Raw genomic sequence first — 19,201 nt, 5'->3', positions numbered from 1 at the left:
GGCCTGTATCCCAGACCGTTGTGATGAGCTTACTTTTTCATGATGGGATTGACTTTCTCTTCCAGCGACTTCACGATATCCGCAGGCTGTGCCGTTTGACCGAATAATTGATCAAAACCAGCCAGTATCGTCGTGTCGATTTTTTGCCAGTCCACATGACCTGGTTGCAGGTGTGCCTTAGGCATTTCATCGATAACCGCCTGCTTGATGTGTGCAGGGTCTGGGTTGCCTGGAACATTCAAAAACGGATCGGAATTCAGCACAGACAAGCGCGGCGGTACAAAGTAAGTCGAGGTCTCTTGGACACCCTGCTCACTCGCGAGGAACTTGAGGAATAGCTTGGTCTCCTCCAAATGCTTTGTTCCTTTGAAAATCGAATACCCTGCCTGACCGAGCATCGGTGCCGAGCCTTTTGAACCCGCTGGCATAGGAGCAATGTCCCACTTGAAGTCCTTTATCATTCGCGCCTTCGAAACGTAGCTGTACACATCAAAGAACATGCCAATTTTCCCTGATTCAAAGCTGACCTGCTCACCCGCCTTCGGATGCGACCCATCTGTAAACATCATCCGTTGGAGCATGCTGAGTGTCTCCACCCCGTATTGGTCATTCCATGTAAACTGATTCATTTCTTTGTTGAACGGGCCGCTGCCATTTGACCATGAATAGGAAGACAGGATGATCCACGTTTTCCAATCGCGGAAGAAGTTGGCCCCGTAGATTTTGCTCGCCCCGGTTCCGCTCGAGATCGCCTGCGCCGACTTTTCAAATTCCTCCCACGTCCATTTTCCTTCTTTCGCTAGGTCGTTCGGTGATTTCAAGCCTGCCTTGTCAAACAAGTCCTTGTTGTAAAACATGACGGTAGGCGGAGTAGAAAACGGCAGTCCGTACAATTTGTCGTCTTTTTGGAACAGCTCAAGCGTCGACGGAATAAAGTCGTCCAGCTTAAAAGCAGCGTCGTTCTTTACATCCGAGATATCTTCCAATATCCCATTCTCCATAAACTGCGGCACCATTCGCTCAGACACCCAACCGATGTCAGGCAGCTCCTGACCAGCAGCCAGCACCGTCACCTTTTGCTGGTAATCGGGGAATGGCACAGATTCCAGCTTCACTTTGATGGTCGGGTTTTGTTGCGTAAATTTTTCAGAGAGCTTCGTATACAGGTCCAGGTGGGCTTGGTTGCCCCATGTCAAAAACGTAAGCTCGACTGCTTCTTTCTTGCCTGTTGCGGAGTCACCGGGAGTCGTCGCGGTGTTGCTGCACCCAAATGTAAACGCTGTCAAAGCAGTAGACAATGCCAACAGGATTGCCTTTTTCATGGCGTACCTCCTTATCTGTTTTCCCTGTCACCAGTATAAAATTGAGTGAATAGTAAGATAAATCACGCGGAATTCAGATTTGGTATCAGATTTAAAGATCTTTACTCCCTACGAGATCTCGATAGCTCCCGGGTGTCATCCCGACTTCCTTTTTAAATACCAGCATGAAATGCTTCGCGCTCTGATACCCTACTAAGCGGGCGATATCATACACCTTCAGGCTCGTCTCGTGTAACAGCTGCTTGGCGCGGTTCATCCTCACCTGCGTGATGTAGTCAGAGACATTTTCCCCCGTCTCGATCTTGAACAATTGACTCAAATAGATCGGATTCAAATGAACAGACTCCGCCAGCGTCTGGAGTCTCAGATCACCGTCCAAATGATCGTGAATAAATGCTTTTACCTTACGAATGATTTGTCTTTCTTCTCGATGGTTGCCGTCGACGCTGTTTTCTTCTTCCCTGACTTTCTTTTTGCGATCCAACACTTGCCTGATTTTTGCGAGCGTGCTCACCAACTCTAATCGATCAATGGGCTTCAAGAGATAGTCGGAGACTTTGTACTTCAACGCTTTCTGTGCGTAGTGAAAATCACCATAGCCACTAATAATCACAATGGGCAGCTCCTCGTACATCTCCCGAATTTTCCCGATCAGCGCCAAGCCGTCGACTTCCCGCATGCGGATATCCGTCACAATCAAATCAGGCATTTCCGTACGCAAATAATGCAGGGCATCCTTTCCACTTTCCGCTTCTGCCATGACGGCAAAACCGGACGTTCCTTTTTCAATTAACAATTTCAAGCCTTCCCGAATCATTCGTTCATCTTCCACCAGCAATACTTTGTACATGGCGTGATTCTCCCTTCTGAAAATCGAGCGGAATCTTCATCGTAATTTCCGTGCCTTGATCTGGTCTGCTCACAATCGTCAGCCCGTACTCATCCCCGAACAATAAGGTCAGCCGCTGGGAAATGTTTCGCAATGCTGTCCCATTGTGTCCGTTCCCTGTCAACTCATGCTGCTGCATAGGCGTACGCAGACTTGCGAGCAGACGACGTAATGATTGCTCAGACATTCCCTTGCCATTGTCCCTCACGCTGATTTGCATCACACCCTCCTGACAAAGCGCCGTGAGCCATATCGTCCCTCCCTGTTCTTGATGCTCAATCCCGTGTGCAATTGCATTTTCAAGCAATGGCTGTAGTAGCAGCTTCGGGATACGCTGATCCGACAGGCTCTCTTCCACGTCCATATACACCCGAAGGCGATCTCCCAGACGAATCTTTTGGATACGGACGTAGGATTGTAACGATACGAGTTCTTGCGTCAGTGTAACGTGACCATCCTCTCGAGCGACCGTATAGCGCATGAGTTTTCCGAGCGAAGAAACCATGTCGGACACATCGTAATTACCTGAGCGGATCGCCATCATATTGATCGATTCGAGTGTGTTGTAAATAAAATGCGGATTGATCTGGCTCTGCAAGGCCGCCAGCTCCGCCTCCCGCTCACGCAAGCTGCTGAGATAGACCTCATTGACAAGGCGGTTGATTTCCTCGACCATCTGATTAAATTGCTCGCTCAGCTTCCCAATCTCGTCTTGGGAATCGACAGGAACTCGTTCATGGAAGTTCCCTCGCTTTACTTGCAGCATTTTTTCTTTCAATTGAACGAGCGGCTTGCTGAGCGAATAGGAAAAATAAATCGCGAGTCCGCCAGCGACGAGTAAAAACATCGCCGCAATCAGCATCGTAAAACTGCGCAAGCTATTGGATTCTGCGAGCAGGACGTCGAGCGGAATCAGACTAATCACTACAAGCCCCGTCTCTCTCGATTGATGATCCACAAAGAGATATTGCTGTCCCTGAATCATTATCTGATTCGCATCCCCGCGATTGATCCCGTCAGTTTCTTGCAACAAAGTACGATAACCCGGCGAGCCTTCGCTATCTCTCTTTTCATAAAACAGCTCGTTTCCCTCATTGACGATGATCAAGCTCCCATCCTTGGTAAAAGGCATATCGGACAAGATTTGATCAAACATGGCCATTTTCATATCGATTTTAATGATTCCGAGCGGTACTTTCGTATACGGCTCCCGCAATAACCGAGCCACTGACACATAGCGCTCACCAGAAGCATCCAAATAATAGCCGGGCCGATGCTGTGGAATAATGACGGCTGCCCCCTGTTCCTTGATTACGCGCGAATACCATCCCTCTTCTGCCAAATCTCCCTTGCTCTTCATGATGGAAGGGTCCAGATTGGAAAAAATCATGCCATTCCCTGCGATGATTTGAATGCCCTTTACTTCTGGTCGGCTATAAGAAAGACTGGATATATACAGCGTCATCTTCTCCCTTTTTTCCATGGAGAGAAAAGAAGTAGCCGACGTATTCGTCTGAATTTCTTTTAAAATGGACAGGACTTCTGGATCATAGAGCGGCATGAGTGATAAACGCTTCATCTCCCGTATATTGCGCTCCAGGTTGCGATTGATCTGACCCACAATCTGCCCTGTGTATTCAGCCGTCCTCCATTCCGTTGAAGCCGAAAACTTGTTGTACGTAATGATTCCTTGCAAACTTAGCGGGATTGCGATCAAGCAGAGAAAAAGCGTGAGAATCTTTGCCCGCAGTGTTCCTTGCAAAAAAAGCGTCGAGACTTTCCTTTTCATGATGGCCCCTTTCCGTTTGTTCGAATAATCAGTATTTTATCCATCAAAAAATCCGCCAGGTAAAATCCTGACGGTCTATTCCTCAGTCTATTTCGATGCCCATGTAGAGACAATCGTAGAATGTATCCTCAATCATAAAATCTCTCGTCAATGTACCAAATTCCTTGAAGCCTATCCCAAATTCACCCACATGCTGCGTCCGCGATCGGATCCCCCCTCGAAAAGTCAGGTTCCCGACAATTCTCCCGTCCACCTCTGCCATTAAAAACAGTTGATTATGAGTTTCTAGACATCTTTTGATGTTTTCTTTTTGCTCATCAGGGGTGACTGTCCATTCTTGCTGTCCAAATGACAAATGATCCGACTCTCCTGATAGGCGATGTACGAATGCAATAAAGGCTTCTGCGTCAGTGATTTTTCCTAAACGGATGATAACCTCTTGGCCAGACCTAAGCTTGGATACCTTCATGAGAACCTCCCCAGCTTTTTTCATACTATTAAAACAAAAAAACGGACGCCTGTTAACCGTCCGCTTGTAGCTTGTACGACTATTCCAATGTTTTAAAGTAAAGGACGGTATCATGCAAGCTACCATCAGCCGCTCGGGCAAACCCCGGAATCCGTCCTGCTTCTTGATAGCCCATCGACTGATACAACTGGTTGGAAGGGTCGTCCGCTCGTGTATCCAAAACGAGGAGGCTGCGGTTTTCAGCAAGGGCCCTTGCCTCTGCCAGCAGCATCAGTCCACGCCCAATCCCTTGACGCTGCGCAGTAGGATGAACCATCAGCTTGGCGATGACGCAGTTCTTCCTCTGAAAACTCGATTCCTTCCCGATAACAAAGCGCTGACTTCATAAGAGCCCCTCCATATCTAACATCTCTTTATCAAGGTCGATATCCGTACATACTGAAAACAAACAGCAAGCATAGATAGATAATCGCTGCGGGTACAATGGTAAGGGCAATGAAAAACCGTTTCTTCACACTGTTGGCATTTCGAAACAACCAAAAGTATATGAACAGCAGGATGAGGAGAAATGGAACAAAATAAAAACCGAGTATGAATCCCACCCAATCCGAGTTGGTTTCCCAGAACTGCTCCGGCACGGGCACCCGATGATATTCACTATATATCTGTTCTTTACGTGAGACAAATAAGTAAGATAGCACGAGGTAGTAACCGAATATAACGAATTTTAGCCAGGGCCTGATCTGCTTCGCGGCGAGTGTTATGGAAAAAATGATTCCTAGGATAAACCATAATGCCATGTATTCCATGTGGATCCCTCCTACGAAGGATTATAGGGATCGGATCTACTGGAGATAAGTACCAACTTTTTTTGGTACCTCATCCTCACGTGATTACAAGAGTCGACAAAATTTGGAATCCTTCCTATAATAGACTTGTCAAACAACACAGTATGCGAGTATCTTTGCAATAGAAAGCTCACTACCTGTAGGAGATGGTTACGATAACGTACGCTCTTTCGTTTTTCCTGTCGTTTTGTATCGTTATGGTGCTGATTCCGCCTCTGGCAAAATTGGCATTTCGCCTTGATTTTGTGGACAAGCCACGTAAAGACGTGGAAAGAAAGATTCACCGGGAGCCTATCCCATTGACAGCAAGCTACGCTATTTTTGTCGGCTTTGCTGCATCGTTTTTGCTCTTCTCGAAAGAATCGACTGGGCAAACGATTGCTGTTCTAACAGGCTCACTACTGCTGCTTATTATCGGTACCATTGATGACTGGTACAAGACGCAAGGCAAGGATTTTTCCGCCTTACCAAAGCTGATCGTCCAAGTATCAGCCGCCGTGATTGTCTACTTGTCGGGTATTACTTTTTCCGGCTTTTACAATCCATTGAGTGGCGAATACATATTGCTCCCGGAATGGTTGCAGTTCATCCTGACCATTCTGTGGATTTTCGGAGTAACGACGGTTATCAATTTTTCGGATGGCATGGATGGCTTGGCTGGAGGGCTTTCTGCGATTTCCGCAGGCACGCTCTTCGTGGTTGCCTTGGTAAAAGGACAAAGCACATCTGCGATCATGGCGATCAGTCTGATCGGTGTTGCCTTGGCTTATCTGCGGTACAACAAGCCGCCGGCCAAAATTTTCATGGGAGATGCAGGCGCGACCTTCCTCGGCTTTATCTTGGCGGTTATCGCGTTGGATGGTGCCTTTAAGCAGGCAACGGTTCTCTCCTTGTTCATTCCGATTTTAGCACTCGGTGTGCCAATTTTTGATAATCTGTTTGTAGTGACCAAACGCTTCCTACAAGGAAAGCCGATCTACCAAGCAGATGCCAGTCAAGTTCATTATCGCCTGCTGCGTTCTGGACTCAATCCAAAACAGGTCGTCACCTTCCTGTGCTTGATCAGTGTTTGCTTTAGTCTGACGTCCATTATCCTGCTCCTGCTCGGAGTATAGGTTATCGGTCACAATGAAAAATGCCGCTTGGGTCTAATCCCTGCGGCATTTTTTATGGGCGGATTACGCGAAGTCTCTCTTCGCTGTCGTGGTCGTCTGAAACGTCTGAAAGCCTGTCCGTTCGTACAATGCAATCGCAGGTTCATTGTGGGTACCTGTGACGAGATGCGGCTTCAAACCCTTTTCCAGCGTCCGATTCACAAAAAAACGGACAAGCTCTTTGCCGTAGCCTTTGTCTTGATGCACGGGATCTACGAACACATCGTAGACCTCGCCATGCCCTGTGATGATCAAGGACCCGACGAATACTCCTTCATGCTCGAACAAATAAATGTCCTCTCTCATCTCACCTAGCAGCCAGTTTTTCCATGCGTTCATCGTCTTCTCAGGATAATCCGCCAGACGGTATGGCTGAAGATCAATGCCTTTGCGCACCTCGTAGTAAGCGTCACTCTGCGATTGGATGTACATCTCCATATCGGATTCGATGAACTTTCGTACGTCGAGTGTCGGTTCCGGCCCGATCTCTCCTGTGTATTTCATCAGATGGTGGCCCCAGATAGAAGCAAAACCTCTCTTGGCAAAAAAATCAGCACCCTGCCCGTGTTCTACGCGGTAGGTAGCCATGACGGCCATCGGCTTCTCCTCGTGCTGTTGCAGTTCCAGCCACAGCTTATCGAACAGCCGAGAGCCGATTCCTCGCTTTCGATGATCTGGTCGTGTATAGACGTATATTTCTGCTGTTCCGTCTTCGCCAGAGGAGTTCAAATCATATGTGCCGCAGCCCATGATTTGATCGTTTTCCTCCCAGATGTAAACCGTAGCCTTTTCCACGATATCGCCAATCTCTTCGGTCCTCCAAAGCATGCCTTCGCCAATCATCGTGACGATTGTCTCTTTGTCATTGGATTGTGCTTGTCGTATCATCTACGCACTCCTCCGTTCTCTCCCGTTAACTCTGCTGGACGGTTGCTGCTTCTGCGGCTTTTTCCAACTTCTTGCGATGTTGCAAGCAAGCCTCGCATCTTCTGCTTTTTCGCCCGAAAGCCGTGTAGTATTTGCTTTTTTTGCAAGATCGGCACGTAATGTACAACGAGCTCGACAAATTGTAGTTCTCTTCTGGCGTGTTTTCTTTCAGGTGCACCGTCTTGTTGTATTTGATGAGCAAATGAGCTGTGTGGATGGCATCGACCAAGGCCGAGTGCAGTCTGCCCTCCTGGATGATTCCTGCCGTGTCGATTGCTTCTTTCAGGCTCATCTGTTTGCGATCAGCCAAAAGCATGCTAATCGGCGGCTGGATGTCGTTGTAATTGCGCATCCAGTTGAAGTCCAAACCAAATCGCGCACAATGCTCGATCATCAAACGCTTGTCGTCTTGCCCCCAAGTGCACAGGTAGTATTCAGAATCGTTGCCAATCCACTCCATAAATTCTGCGAATGCCCGGCGAAACGGGATAAAGGTTGGCATATTCTCTTTATCGAGACCGATGAACTTACGCGTCCTCTCTGTGATTCGGCGCTCAATGGCTGGAAAGGTGTAGCGCTGAAATGTGTCGACCTCCACGCCATTTTTTCCGGGCACGACTTTTGCCGCTCCGATCTCAATAATTTCCGGGATCTTGTCTCTCTGATACGTTAGTGTCGTTTCAAGGTCAAAAACAATGATCTGCAAGCCTAATCACATCCTGTATGTATTGTCTCTATTATGGCTTGGATCGGGCATAGAAAGCAAAACAAAGACAAAAGCGGCTGCCTGAGTGGCAACCACTTTTTTAAAAATTCTTTTGTTTCCCCTTGTCACTTGGCTTATTTTGTGGATTCCTTCGTCAACTGACGCAATCCGTAGCTCATCCTAACTATTTGCCCGTCTTCATCCCGGAAAAACTCAATCCAAGGGATGGAATCTCTTTTTTGGAAAACGAAGCTGTCTTTTTGTACGGGTATCAGTGAATACGAGAGACCATCCACTTCCAAGAATAGCTTGCCTTCGCTTTTGGCTATCGATACGCTTACCCATTCCTGCGAAGAGTAGCGACCTTCGTACAGTGACAATTGCTCATCAGCGACCTCGTATGGATCATAGGCATAGACCGGAGCGCCAGCCGGCCTTGCAAAATAACTGTTCAAAAAGCCGAGAACCAACTCTCGGACGCTCACTCCATCGAGATTGACCAGAATCACGCCCGTAATCCCTTGATCCGGAACCGAGAAAATGTGCGAGCTGATTCCCTTCAGCGATCCGCCATGCTCTACCAGCAAGCCATCTGGAAAGGCAGGCGAGACCATCAGTCCATAGCCGTATGAGCGGTGCCCGTCCACACGAGCAAAGGGAGTGAGCATCTGCCGGACGCTATCGGCAGACAGAATCGGTGTCGGTTTTCCCGCTCCTCCCTGACGAAAGACTTCCAAATAGGCGAGCAGATCGTTCACCGTGGATTTGAGGAACCCTGCCGCTCGCATTGCTGGGGCATCGTGCCAGATGGGTGCTGCAATGATTTGGTTTTCGTCATCGATTTTTTTGTTGGTATACAAAATCGTGACGTCGTCCTTGTCAGCCAATTCATCCACGGAGAAAACGGTTCTGTTCATACCCAATGGCTGCAAAATATGCGTCGCAACGTAGTTTTCATACGTCTGGTTGCTAACCCGTTCAATGATCGCCCCCAAAAGCCCATACGCATCGTTGTTGTAGCTAAAGGCACCTCCTGGCTCTGAGAGCGGCTTCGCTTCGAACCCAGCAATGGCTTTCGTGACTTCTTCGTACGTATCCAAGTAAGGCACGGTCTTCAGTTCTTCCTCTGCTTTGGTTCCAATGACAGCAGGATCATTCTCCATGCTCCGCCTCATTGCGCCGTCTAAGTAAGGCATGGGCGCTATTCCAGGCGTATGTGTCATGAAGTGATGAATCGTCATTCGTGCTGTCAGCTCGTGGTCGCCCGCCCGAAACTCAGGCAAATATTTTACGACCGGATCGTGGACAGACAGCTTGCCTCCCTCCTGCAACTGCATGATCGCAACGCAGGTAAACGATTTAGTGATGGATGCGATGCCAAAAACGGTGTCGAGGGAAAGTGGCAGTTGCTGTTCTCTGTCACGAAAACCGAATGTCCCTTCGTACAAAAGCTCACCATCACGTGCAACAGCAATAGCTGCGCCCGGAGCCTTTGCCTCGTCCAGCAGCTGCTGTGCATACGTGTGGAACTGTTCTTTCCATGCCGTCATTTTCATCAACTCCCCATCGTTTGCTCATAAATCGCTTTTGCAACACGAGCGATAGTAAGCTCTGCCGCTTCTTTGTCAGTCACACCGCGTGATAGTGCCGTGATCGCAATCATCCCTTTTCCTTCGGGCAAATAGATGATGCCTGCATCATTGACGACTGCATTGACGGTTCCTGTCTTATGCGCGACCTTTGTTCCTTCTGGCAGCAAGTACGGCAGACGGCTGTTGTAATGCTGACGTCGCATGATGTCTAGCATCTGCTCGCAGGAGGACTCCGTGAGAATTTCTTTTCGCGCAATCATAATAAGCAGGCGGTTTAGCTCGGCTGGTGTCGCTACGTTATTATCAAGGGTAGGCATGGATACATCGTGGATCAATTCGTAATTGCCTGACTCTTCCCGGCGCATGAACTCATCGAACCCTGCCTGCGAAGGTGTAGGTTCGTTCATACCCACGCAGTGGTTGAGAAGCTCCCAGCAATTATGCGTCAAATGAATCTGCGAAAGACCCAGCTCATGCATGTGCTCATTCACCTTGTCGATGCCGCCGATCAACTCGATGATTTGGTCCGTCGCATAGTTATCACTGACAATCGTCATCAGTGTCGCTAAGTCTTTTACCGTTAAGGCCGATCCGGCATCCAGCTCTTGCAAAATGCCTGACCCCGGTACGCGATCCTCCCATTTCAGTGTCACACGCTGGTCGAGGCGGATTCGTCCTGCTTCCACCTCGCGCATCAAGGTGACCATAATCGGAATTTTGAATGCACTCGCCAGTTGAAACAACTCTTCATCCAGATGCCCTGCTGACTCTCCTGTTTCCAGATGAACAGCTGCGATTCCAAAAATACCGGGCGCTTCCTTCAGCACGTTTTCTACTGCTTGCTGCCATGTCATGAAAATTCCTCCCCCATCGCTCGCGAAACGGCCCACACATGGATTTTTATGTCGGCCACTTCTTTTCAGCGCTATTGTTCTTTGTAGCCCCACTTGAAGTCGATGTAGCCCAACGGATCTACAGTGATGCCTTTTACCTTTTCATTTTGTACCCATGAATTGACGCTGGAGTACACACCCGTGACCGGCATTTCTTCCATCAAGATGCTCTCCGCTTCGACCAGATACTGATTGCGCTTGGCCTCATCTGGTTCGGCGTACGCCTTTTTCACCAGCTCTACGTATTTCTCGCTAAACCAGAAGGTCGAGTTATTGGAGCTGTGCTTCTCCATCATCAGCTCCAGGAAGTTGACGGAGTCGTTGTAATCTCCCGTCCAGCCTGTTCGGGAAATCATGTACTTCCCTTGCTCCTGATCGTCAAACATGACCTTCAACTCTTTATTGATCAGCTTTACGTCCACACCAAGGGCTTGTTTCCATTGAGCCTGCAATGCTTCAGCAATCTTCTTGTTGAGGTCGGAGGTATTGTACAGATAGGTGATTTCGGGCAGCTTGGCGATGCCCATCTCCTTCATTCCTTCTGCCAATAACTGTTTCGCCGTCTCCACGTCGTTATCCTTGAAATACCCATCCGGCTTCAAGGAGGCGGAAAGTGGGACAAAGCCCATCAAGGGAGTCTGTCCGGCCTGGCCGATGTTTTCTGCGATGTCACTACGGTTGATCGCATAGGCAAACGCTTTGCGGATTTTGCTATTCGTAAATGGCGGCTTCTCTGTCTGGAACAGGAGATAGTAGTTGGTGGCACGTTGCATGGTTTGCAGCTTGCCTTCGTCGCGCAACGGTCCAATGGCATCCGCAGGCAGACCACTAATCGGGCCGCCAGCCCAATCCAGCTCGCCGCTATTGAACAACTCCAGCTCGGTATTCGTATCCTCTATCATGGAAAACTCGACTTCGTTGAACTTCACGACATCTTTGTCCCAATAGTGCTCGTTTTTGGCCAGCTCAATCTTGTTTTTATGCTCCCAATTCACCAGTTTGAACGGCCCATTGGTCACGATGGACTCGGGCTTTTTCGCCCAATTCGGATTGGCTTCTACCACCTTTTGATTGACCGGATAGTAGAAGGTCGCAAGTGTCAGGAAGTAAGGAGTAGGGTTTTCCAAGGTGACTTGCAGTTTCTTGTCATCGACGACCTTGATGCCGACATCCTCCGCTTTCGCCTTTCCTTCGTAAAAGGCGCGGGCATTTTTGATCGGATAATACTTGTAGGCGGAGCCGCTGGCTGTCTTCGGATTGAGCACGCGCATCCAGCCGAAGGCGAAGTCTTGAGCCGTAACCGAGTCGCCATTGCTCCACTTGCTGTCGCGCAAAGTAAAAGTGTACACCTTTTTGTCCTCAGATACTTGAATGTCGGATGCAACGGAATGGACTGGCTTGCCATCCTTGTCCAAACGAACGAGCCCGTCGTACAGCGAACGGATGAAGGCACCGGAAATGACATCGTTGGACATGCCTGAATCAAGTGTCTCTGGCTCTGCTGCATTCATGTGCAAGATCTGCTCTGCCGCAGGCTGCGCAGTTGCCTGCTGTGCTGACGCTGGTTGCTGCTGGTTGTCTGGTGCGGTTTGAGTCGGCGTATTGCCACTGCTACAGCCTGCAAATAACCCCGTAAGCAAAACGAAGAGACTTGTTAGGACAACTGGTCTGTTCATGCTGTACCCCCCTTGTTTGAGTCGGATAACCGATTATTGAATAAATATTCTGCAAATTTTATGCCATTCGTGTTTTCGGTTGTTCTTTTGTTGGTTTTATTCAGTGCTGAATACTTTTACCCGAGTCGGTCCGACAAGTTTCTACCAGTAGTCTCTGACACGCAAAAAAGAAGTATTCATCCTTGAATACTTCTATTCATTCGCGCATATGGGGCTGTCCTCTCTAGCTTATCGCTGGTTCATACATGGCTACCGCATCACATGACCTTCGACAAAAAACGATCGGGACGTGCTTTTGCTTCGCCAGCTTCTTTATATTTTTACTCAAACTGTGACTCACGAAGTTAATAAAGACAAGAACAAGCTCCGTATCAGAAGGAATCGTCGCCTTCACATCGGATTTTTTGCGACCTGATACGTGATAGACATTCTGGAACCCTTTGTTCTGTAACAAGCTCTCGATTTCTGCTACCCGATCTCCTCCTACCACAAGAACGCCTGCCATAGTCCTTCCTCCTCTCTTTTTTCCACGCTTATTCTTCTATTTTCCGGTGCGCGCTTGCGAAATCTTTGCCTCAGGCTTTTCCGCCGGGAGTCTGTATTTTTCCGTTCGCTCAATCTGAACGACCTGTGAATCGTGAACCACAATATGTATGGAACCGTATTCCAAACCATCCAGTGCGCGCGCGATTTTCTCTAATAAGGGAACGTCTAGGGAAATCTCATCTTTTGCCATGGGGACCACCCTCCTGTTTCGATAAATTAATGTATATTATTCCTACCTATTTACTTTGTTTTGTGATCTGATAATACCTCTTACTGCCCATAACTGTCAATGTCAAACAGTTTGGGCAGCAAGAGGCTTTTCTCACCTCATTTTCCTTCGATTGCCGAAAGCTCCCTGCGAAACTAGACAGCTTGGTTGTCTTTGTCCTCGCGGGAGCTTTCGGTCGACCGATCAGCTAATCATTTAAAAACCGATACATTTACTATGATATGAAAATATTACCATACGATTCTGCTATCGGTCAATGCTCCGTGCAGTTCTTTGTTCCCCCAATGATTCCCTTTACACCAAATGACAGGCGACAAATCTGTCGGTGCTAACCTCCCGAAAAGCAGGCACTTCCTGTCGGCAAATGTCTTTCACGTACGGGCAGCGCGTATGGAATCTGCACCCTGCTGGAGGATTTGCCGGACTTGGCATGTCTCCCTGCAGGACGATGCGTTCGCGCTTTTTCTTTGGGATCGGGAGCGGCACAGAGGAGAGCAATGCTTTGGTGTACGGATGGAGCGGTTCCAAAAATAACTCATCCCGAGGTGCCAGCTCCAGCAATGACCCCAAATACATGACGCCGATCCTCGTGCACAGATGCTCCACGACACTCAAATCATGTGAAATAAATAAGTACGTCAGCTTCCTCTGCTCCTGCAACTCTGCAAACAAATTGATGATTTGGGCTTGGATCGACACATCCAGAGCAGATACTGGCTCATCCGCGACGATAAAATCAGGGTTCATCATAATGGCCCGTGCGATACCGATTCGTTGACGCTGACCGCCCGAGAACTCATGCGGATACCGATCGACATGATACGGCGCCAATCCACATAAAGCCATGACCTCTAAAACTCTTTCTCTGACCTCCGCTTGTGGGAGCAGCCCGTGATCAAGCATCGCTTCCCCCAGTGCTTCTCCGATTCGAACGCGTGGATTCAGTGAGCTGTACGGGTCTTGAAAAATATATTGCATCCGTGGGCGCAATGCTCGGAGCTCTTGGCGATTCAACGCGTGCACATCGATACCCTGGAAGCGGACTTCTCCCTCTGTCTTTTCCAAAAGGCGCAGGATGGTGCGACCTGTCGTGCTTTTCCCGCTGCCGGATTCACCGACCAGCCCAAACGTCTCCCCTTTTTGGATGGAAAAGCTGACGTCATCCACTGCTTTTACATGGCCGATCGTCCTGCCGAAAAGCCCTCCGGTAATCGGGTAATATTTTTTCAATCGGCGCACTTCCAGTAAATTACTGTCCACGGACGATCTCCTCCTCATACAGCCAGCACGCGACCTTTCTGCCGTCTCCTCCATCACGCAAAGGCGGCTGCTTCACCCGGCAAATGTCCAAGCACTGATCGCATCGGTCATGAAAATAGCACGATTCACCGAGTGTCGTCGGATTCGGTACTTGACCAGGGATGGAATACAACTTGGCTCTGCGCTGATTCAGTACAGGCTTGGAACGAAGCAAGCCTTGTGTATATGGGTGCTTCGGCTCCTCGAACAGCTCGACAACAGGAGACACCTCTACCACTTTTCCTGCGTACATCACGACCACATGATCGGCCATCTCCGCAACGACCCCCAGATCATGCGTGATAAAAAGAATCGCAGTTTGGGCTTCGTCCTTGATTTTGCGCAGCAGATCGAGAATTTGCGCCTGAATAGTCACATCCAAAGCAGTCGTCGGCTCATCAGCGATCAGCAGGCGAGGATTGCAGGATATTGCGATGGCAATCATAATGCGTTGCAGCATACCCCCACTCAATTCATGGGGGTACGATTTGGCGATTTCTTTTGCCCGCGGGATTCCGACTAGCTCGATCAGCTCGATGGCTCGTGCTTGGGCTGCTTTTTTACTTAGTCCTTGATGTTCCATGATCGGCTCCATGATCTGCTCACCGATGGTCAGTACGGGATTGAGTGACGACATCGGCTCCTGAAAAATCATGGCCAGCTCGTTACCGCGGAGCTTTCGCATCTCTTCTTTGCTGACTTTTCGCAGATCACGGCCTGCAAACCATATCTCACCCGAAACGATACTGCCTACCGCCTCTGGGATTAGTCTCATCAATGACATGGCTGCCGCGCTTTTGCCGCAGCCCGACTCGCCTACGATGCATACGGTCTCTCCCTCATGGATGCGCAGCTCGAGGGCATCGACTGCTTTGACCACGCCTTGTTCGGACTTGAAGTAGGTGCTTAAATTTTGGATTTCGACTAAAGCATTCATGCTTGGCTCACCTGCCTTTTCTTATAAAAAGTATCTGTAGTGGAGGGGGAGAAGTTTTATCTTGAAAGAAGGTTCAAGAAGTTATAAATCATTCAAGAACCCCCCTCAACGCTTCTGCTTTGGGTCCAAAGCATCTCGTAATCCATCCCCTAACAAATTAATCGAGATAACGGTAGCGAAAATAGCAATACCCGGAGGAACCCACAGCCACGGTCTTTTCTGAAAATCGATCAAGGTATTCGCCGCATCCATCATGTTGCCCCATGTGGGTGTTGGTGGGACGACACCGAGGCCGAAGTACGATAATACGGATTCGCTCAGGATCGCACCGCCGACGTTCAAGGTGGCAACTACAATTAAGAGTGGTGTCAGATTGGGCAGCAAATGGAAGAATAGCTTGCGTCTGTCGCGCAGACCGAGTACTTCTGCTGCTTGCATGAATTCACTTTCACGCAAGGTGAGCATCTGGCTGCGGACCATTCGCGCCAAGCCAGGCCAGCCGATCAGGCTCAGCATGACCATGACGATGTAAATGCGGTAGTCGGTCGGGATTTTCCACTCGGAGAGGACTGCGCCCATAATAAACAAGAGCGGCAGACCAGGAATGGTCATGAGCACGTCTGCTACGCGCATGATCACTTGATCGACCCACCCGCGGTAAAAGCCAGCTAGTGCACCAAGAAGGGCGCCAATAGAAACGGAGAGCATCATAGAAGCGATGCCGACTGTCAATGAGATTCGGCCCGCCTGCATCAACCGCGTCAAAATGTCTCTGCCCAAGCTGTCCGTCCCGAGCCAATGGGAGAAGCTTGGCGGCTTGTTGATCATGGCCGTATTAATCTTGCCGGATGCGTACGGAGAAAAAAACGGACCGATGAAACATACCACCGCCATGACGAGTAAAAACACAAGTCCAACCATGGCCAGTCGCTTCTTTTTCAGTCGCAAAAACGCCTCGTGCCACAAGGAGGAACGCAACGCTACCTGCTCCGGTCTCGTCACCTCGGCTACTTCACTTACCGTTGATGCCATCGTTTTCCCTCCTATTTCAACCGAACCCGCGGGTCAGCCACTCTGTACAGCAAATCAGCAGATAAGTTTCCGATGACGGTGAGAATCGCCAGGAACATCGTAAAGCCCATCAAGAGCGGGTAGTCCCGTACAGAAAACGCCTGCATGTACAACTGCCCAACACCGGGCCAGTTAAAGATTTTTTCCGTGATAATCGCCCCACCGAACAATGCTGGAAGTTCAAAGCCTAGTAGTGTAATGGCGGGCAGGAGTGCATTGCGCAGCGCGTGCTTGTGCAGGACGACTTTTTCCTTCAGTCCTTTTGCCCGGGCCGTGCGCACGAAGTCTTGTTGAATGACCTCCAGCATGTTCGTGCGGAAATAACGAGTCAGCGTCCCCACGCTCAGCAAAGTCAGCACCGTCACAGGCAAAAACATATGCTGGACCACGTCCCACGCATAGGCGAACCCCGCTTCCTTGCTGCCAATCGTCATCATGCCTCCTGCGGGAAATAGCTTGGCATCGACAGCAAACAACTTGATAAACAGCAGCCCGACGAAAAAAACAGGCAATGACATCGCTGCAAAAACACCGATCGTCACGAGTGCATCGAACCAGGAATGCTGCCTGGCAGCAGACAGAACTCCGATAGAGATCGCGATCAGCCACGTAAAAAAGGTAGAGGTAATCGCGAGCAAAAACGAATTCCAGATGTAATCGTTCAACAGCGACATCACTGGCTGCTGGTATTGCAGAGAATAACCAAAATCGCCTTGGAAGGCGTTTTTCATCCAGATGAAATACCGTTCGACGACAGGCTTATCCAGCCCGTACATCGCTTTTAGCTCCAGCTTTCGTTCCGCTGTCAGCTTGGGACTCGTATCGACGAAATCACCGGGCGTCAGGGCATACAGGAAAAAAATCAAAATGGATGCGCCGAAGAGCGTCAACGCCATGTAAAAGACCCTTTTCAAGAAGTAGGACGTCATCGTTTGCCTCCTTTCATGCTTGAGGAAAAAAAGAAAGCCCAGCCCCAGGGCCGGGCACAACATTCATGAGTCAGTTACTCGAACTTGTTACTCAAATTTGATACCAGGCAGGCTGGTCGAAATACCAGTGAACGGATTCGGCTCCAAGCCCTTGATCTTGCCGTTATGCGCAGACAAAATTTTGCGGTAGCCGAGGAAGATGTACGGTGGGTCATCGCTCAGCTCTTTGTACAGGTCTTTGTAGATCGCTTTGCGCTTCTCGATGTCCAGCGTAGATAGACCTGCTTCCAGCAATTCGTCTACTTTGGCATTGGAGTAGCCATTCGTTCCGGTAAATCCGCTCTTGCCCTTTTTCGTAGAGAAGGCGTCTACACCGTCATCTGGATCAATCAGCATCGTGGTCGAGAACGAAGCGAGGTCGTGATCTCCTTTTTCCGTCCGTGCCAAAACGGCGTTGTAGTCCATCATTTCCGCTTCAAACTGGATGCCAAGCTCTTTGTAGTTTTCTTTGGCAATCGGGATCAGTACCTCTCCCAGCTTTCCTTTTGTCGTGTAGTAATGCACGACCAGCTTTTGTCCGTCTTTTTCACGGATACCGTCCGCGCCCGGCTTCCAGCCCGCTTCGTCCAGGAGCTGCTTCGCCTTTTCCGGATTGTAGGCGTATGGATTGACATCATCCGTATAGGCCCACGAAACAGGGCTGATTGGTACATTGGCGACTTGCGCGTATCCTTGGTAAGTCAGGTCTAAAATCTTTTGGCGATCCAGTCCGTAGATGAAGGCTTGGCGGACGCGCTTGTCTTTGAAAAATGGCTTGGAATGATTGAACTTGATGTACGAATAGGCACTGGATGTGTACAGATTGATATTCACGTATCCTAGCTCTTGCAACTGCTCAATGTTATCCGAGTTGACGGTAAAGGAGTTGTAGTCCATCTCCCCTGTCTGGATAAACTGTAGAGCGTCGCCCTCGGTCGTCTTGTAGATAAAGTGCTCGACTTGCGGCTTGCCCGCGAAATAGTGCTCGTTTGCGAGATAGCGGACTTCTTGACCAGGAATGTACGCCTCAAATTTGTAAGGTCCAGCTCCCAATGGCTTGCCGTGCAGGGTGCGGAGATACTCCAGATTGCCTGGTTTGTACTCCTTGCCGTAGTACGCTTTGGAGAGCACCTGCCCACCTAACAGAACGAGAGATTTGGCGTTCACTTTCTCCGTCGTGATCTGGATCGTCTGTGGATCAATCACCTTGATCCCTTCGATCGTGTTCGCTTTGCCTTCCTTGTATTCACGGCCACCCTTGATACTTGCTACGAAAATGTCCGTTTCGCCATCGTACGTTTTGTCGTGCAAAATCGTCAGTGTAAAGGCCACATCCTCTGCCGTCAGCGGTGAACCATCGCTGAATTTCAGATTCGGTCTCAGGTGGAACGTATACGTGAGCTGGTCAGGAGATACGTCCCATTTTTCCGCGAGCTTGGGGACTGGCTTTCCTGTCGCATCGACATCCACCAGGGATTCGAAGATCGCTGAGGAGACATTGCCATCGTAGCCGTTGTGGTAAAAGAACGGGTTAAATACACCACCCGGCTCTGTCAGTCCCGCAATGAATGTATCGGTCCTTTTGGCTGCTGCTTCCGGCAGCTTGGATAAATCCGTAGCCAAATTGATGCCGTCTTTTATGTCTTGCACCTTGCTGGCAGCAGGTGCTGATGCTTCTGTCGACGGAGTCGCCGTTTGTGTCGAGGTAGCCGGCGTACTGCCTTCGGAGCTGCACCCTGTGACCAACAGAGTCCCTAATAGCAAGCTTGAAATGATTTGCGAAAACCTTTTTTTCATGTTGATCCTCCTTCATATCCACTCACTCAGTGAAACCAGCTCCTCCGGTGGTCCGGTCGGATCAAAAAACAATAACTTATAATTCTTAC

The 19,201-nt window shown here is 49.3% G+C and carries 18 protein-coding genes and 1 pseudogene; 1 reads left to right on the top strand and 18 read right to left on the bottom strand.

All coding sequences use genetic code 11. The annotated features are described in order from the left end of the window. Positions 1-29: 29 nt before the first annotated feature. The 6 genes and pseudogenes from HP398_RS15500 to HP398_RS15475 all read right to left on the bottom strand — a co-directional run bounded on the left by HP398_RS15500 (position 30) and on the right by HP398_RS15475 (position 5,278). Positions 30-1,322, bottom strand: a complete 1,293-nt coding sequence (locus HP398_RS15500) for an ABC transporter substrate-binding protein (RefSeq protein ID WP_173623042.1) — start codon at positions 1,320-1,322, stop codon at positions 30-32. A gap of 91 nt (positions 1,323-1,413) precedes the next feature. Next, the gene (locus HP398_RS15495; protein ID WP_173623041.1) at positions 1,414-2,172 is read right to left on the bottom strand and encodes a response regulator transcription factor; all 759 of its coding nucleotides are present in this window, start codon (positions 2,170-2,172) and stop codon (positions 1,414-1,416) included. Continuing rightward, positions 2,144-4,000, bottom strand: a complete 1,857-nt coding sequence (locus HP398_RS15490; protein WP_173623040.1) for a cache domain-containing sensor histidine kinase — start codon at positions 3,998-4,000, stop codon at positions 2,144-2,146. Before HP398_RS15490 ends, HP398_RS15495 begins: the two co-directional genes overlap by 29 nt. Before the next feature lie 82 nt (positions 4,001-4,082). Then, positions 4,083-4,469, bottom strand: coding sequence for a hypothetical protein (locus tag HP398_RS15485; protein ID WP_173623039.1), 387 nt, complete (start codon positions 4,467-4,469; stop codon positions 4,083-4,085). A gap of 79 nt (positions 4,470-4,548) precedes the next feature. Further along, positions 4,549-4,812: pseudogene (locus HP398_RS15480) on the bottom strand (GNAT family N-acetyltransferase); the annotation flags it as partial. 73 nt (positions 4,813-4,885) lie between these two features. Further along, positions 4,886-5,278, bottom strand: coding sequence for a hypothetical protein (locus tag HP398_RS15475; protein WP_017251197.1), 393 nt, complete (start codon positions 5,276-5,278; stop codon positions 4,886-4,888). Positions 5,279-5,463: 185 nt separating this feature from the next. Here HP398_RS15475 and HP398_RS15470 point away from each other — a divergent pair, with 185 nt between their 5' ends. Next, entirely contained in the window at positions 5,464-6,432 is a 969-nt protein-coding gene (locus HP398_RS15470) for an MraY family glycosyltransferase (protein ID WP_017251198.1), read from the top strand. Positions 6,433-6,495: 63 nt separating this feature from the next. Here HP398_RS15470 and HP398_RS15465 read toward each other — a convergent pair whose 3' ends face one another. From HP398_RS15465 to HP398_RS15410, 12 genes are all read right to left on the bottom strand, one after another. After that, on the bottom strand, positions 6,496-7,359 hold the full coding sequence (locus tag HP398_RS15465) for a GNAT family N-acetyltransferase (RefSeq protein WP_173623038.1): 864 nt from the start codon (positions 7,357-7,359) through the stop codon (positions 6,496-6,498). Between the two features lie 25 nt (positions 7,360-7,384). Next, a complete protein-coding gene (locus tag HP398_RS15460; protein ID WP_017251200.1) occupies positions 7,385-8,104 on the bottom strand; it encodes a 3'-5' exonuclease in 720 nt (239 codons plus the stop codon). Positions 8,105-8,238: 134 nt separating this feature from the next. After that, positions 8,239-9,654 carry a serine hydrolase gene (locus tag HP398_RS15455; RefSeq protein WP_173623037.1) on the bottom strand — a complete coding sequence of 472 codons (1,416 nt, stop codon included), beginning with the start codon at positions 9,652-9,654 and terminating at the stop codon, positions 8,239-8,241. A 5-nt stretch (positions 9,655-9,659) separates the two neighbouring features. Beyond that, complete coding sequence (locus HP398_RS15450) at positions 9,660-10,550, bottom strand: serine hydrolase (RefSeq protein WP_173623036.1); 891 nt, start codon at positions 10,548-10,550, stop codon at positions 9,660-9,662. A 71-nt stretch (positions 10,551-10,621) separates the two neighbouring features. After that, on the bottom strand, positions 10,622-12,265 hold the full coding sequence (locus tag HP398_RS15445) for a peptide ABC transporter substrate-binding protein (RefSeq protein ID WP_173623035.1): 1,644 nt from the start codon (positions 12,263-12,265) through the stop codon (positions 10,622-10,624). A gap of 223 nt (positions 12,266-12,488) precedes the next feature. After that, complete coding sequence (locus HP398_RS15440) at positions 12,489-12,770, bottom strand: DUF2325 domain-containing protein (protein WP_007729617.1); 282 nt, start codon at positions 12,768-12,770, stop codon at positions 12,489-12,491. 36 nt (positions 12,771-12,806) lie between these two features. After that, positions 12,807-13,001 (bottom strand): YezD family protein, encoded by a 195-nt coding sequence (locus HP398_RS15435; protein WP_173623034.1) that lies wholly within the window; start codon positions 12,999-13,001, stop codon positions 12,807-12,809. A 333-nt stretch (positions 13,002-13,334) separates the two neighbouring features. Then, a complete protein-coding gene (locus tag HP398_RS15430) occupies positions 13,335-14,300 on the bottom strand; it encodes an ABC transporter ATP-binding protein (protein WP_371736750.1) in 966 nt (321 codons plus the stop codon). Continuing rightward, complete coding sequence (locus HP398_RS15425) at positions 14,290-15,276, bottom strand: ABC transporter ATP-binding protein (protein ID WP_100169704.1); 987 nt, start codon at positions 15,274-15,276, stop codon at positions 14,290-14,292. Before HP398_RS15425 ends, HP398_RS15430 begins: the two co-directional genes overlap by 11 nt. A 105-nt stretch (positions 15,277-15,381) precedes the next feature. After that, the gene (opp4C, locus tag HP398_RS15420) at positions 15,382-16,308 is read right to left on the bottom strand and encodes an oligopeptide ABC transporter permease (protein ID WP_173623032.1); all 927 of its coding nucleotides are present in this window, start codon (positions 16,306-16,308) and stop codon (positions 15,382-15,384) included. Between the two features lie 11 nt (positions 16,309-16,319). Continuing rightward, positions 16,320-17,276, bottom strand: a complete 957-nt coding sequence (locus HP398_RS15415; protein ID WP_106835332.1) for an ABC transporter permease — start codon at positions 17,274-17,276, stop codon at positions 16,320-16,322. An 87-nt stretch (positions 17,277-17,363) separates the two neighbouring features. Next, entirely contained in the window at positions 17,364-19,112 is a 1,749-nt protein-coding gene (locus tag HP398_RS15410) for an ABC transporter substrate-binding protein (RefSeq protein ID WP_173623031.1), read from the bottom strand. Between the last annotated feature and the right edge of the window lie 89 nt (positions 19,113-19,201).

This window comes from Brevibacillus sp. HB1.4B, from assembly GCF_013284285.1.
Lineage (GTDB): Bacteria > Bacillota > Bacilli > Brevibacillales > Brevibacillaceae > Brevibacillus > Brevibacillus porteri.
Note: the sequence above shows the minus strand (reverse complement) of the source record. Positions and strands in the feature narration are given on the sequence as shown.

Coding starts and splice junctions, on each gene's coding strand:
- HP398_RS15500 (WP_173623042.1), bottom strand. CDS start 1,322: ATGAAAAAGGCAATCCTGTTGGCATTGTCTACTGCTTTGACAGCGTTT.
- HP398_RS15495 (WP_173623041.1), bottom strand. CDS start 2,172: ATGTACAAAGTATTGCTGGTGGAAGATGAACGAATGATTCGGGAAGGC.
- HP398_RS15490 (WP_173623040.1), bottom strand. CDS start 4,000: ATGAAAAGGAAAGTCTCGACGCTTTTTTTGCAAGGAACACTGCGGGCA.
- HP398_RS15485 (WP_173623039.1), bottom strand. CDS start 4,469: ATGAAGGTATCCAAGCTTAGGTCTGGCCAAGAGGTTATCATCCGTTTA.
- HP398_RS15475 (WP_017251197.1), bottom strand. CDS start 5,278: ATGGAATACATGGCATTATGGTTTATCCTAGGAATCATTTTTTCCATA.
- HP398_RS15470 (WP_017251198.1), top strand. CDS start 5,464: ATGGTTACGATAACGTACGCTCTTTCGTTTTTCCTGTCGTTTTGTATC.
- HP398_RS15465 (WP_173623038.1), bottom strand. CDS start 7,359: ATGATACGACAAGCACAATCCAATGACAAAGAGACAATCGTCACGATG.
- HP398_RS15455 (WP_173623037.1), bottom strand. CDS start 9,654: ATGACGGCATGGAAAGAACAGTTCCACACGTATGCACAGCAGCTGCTG.
- HP398_RS15450 (WP_173623036.1), bottom strand. CDS start 10,550: ATGACATGGCAGCAAGCAGTAGAAAACGTGCTGAAGGAAGCGCCCGGT.
- HP398_RS15445 (WP_173623035.1), bottom strand. CDS start 12,265: ATGAACAGACCAGTTGTCCTAACAAGTCTCTTCGTTTTGCTTACGGGG.
- HP398_RS15440 (WP_007729617.1), bottom strand. CDS start 12,770: ATGGCAGGCGTTCTTGTGGTAGGAGGAGATCGGGTAGCAGAAATCGAG.
- HP398_RS15435 (WP_173623034.1), bottom strand. CDS start 13,001: ATGGCAAAAGATGAGATTTCCCTAGACGTTCCCTTATTAGAGAAAATC.
- HP398_RS15425 (WP_100169704.1), bottom strand. CDS start 15,276: ATGAATGCTTTAGTCGAAATCCAAAATTTAAGCACCTACTTCAAGTCC.
- opp4C (WP_173623032.1), bottom strand. CDS start 16,308: ATGGCATCAACGGTAAGTGAAGTAGCCGAGGTGACGAGACCGGAGCAG.
- HP398_RS15415 (WP_106835332.1), bottom strand. CDS start 17,276: ATGACGTCCTACTTCTTGAAAAGGGTCTTTTACATGGCGTTGACGCTC.
- HP398_RS15410 (WP_173623031.1), bottom strand. CDS start 19,112: ATGAAAAAAAGGTTTTCGCAAATCATTTCAAGCTTGCTATTAGGGACT.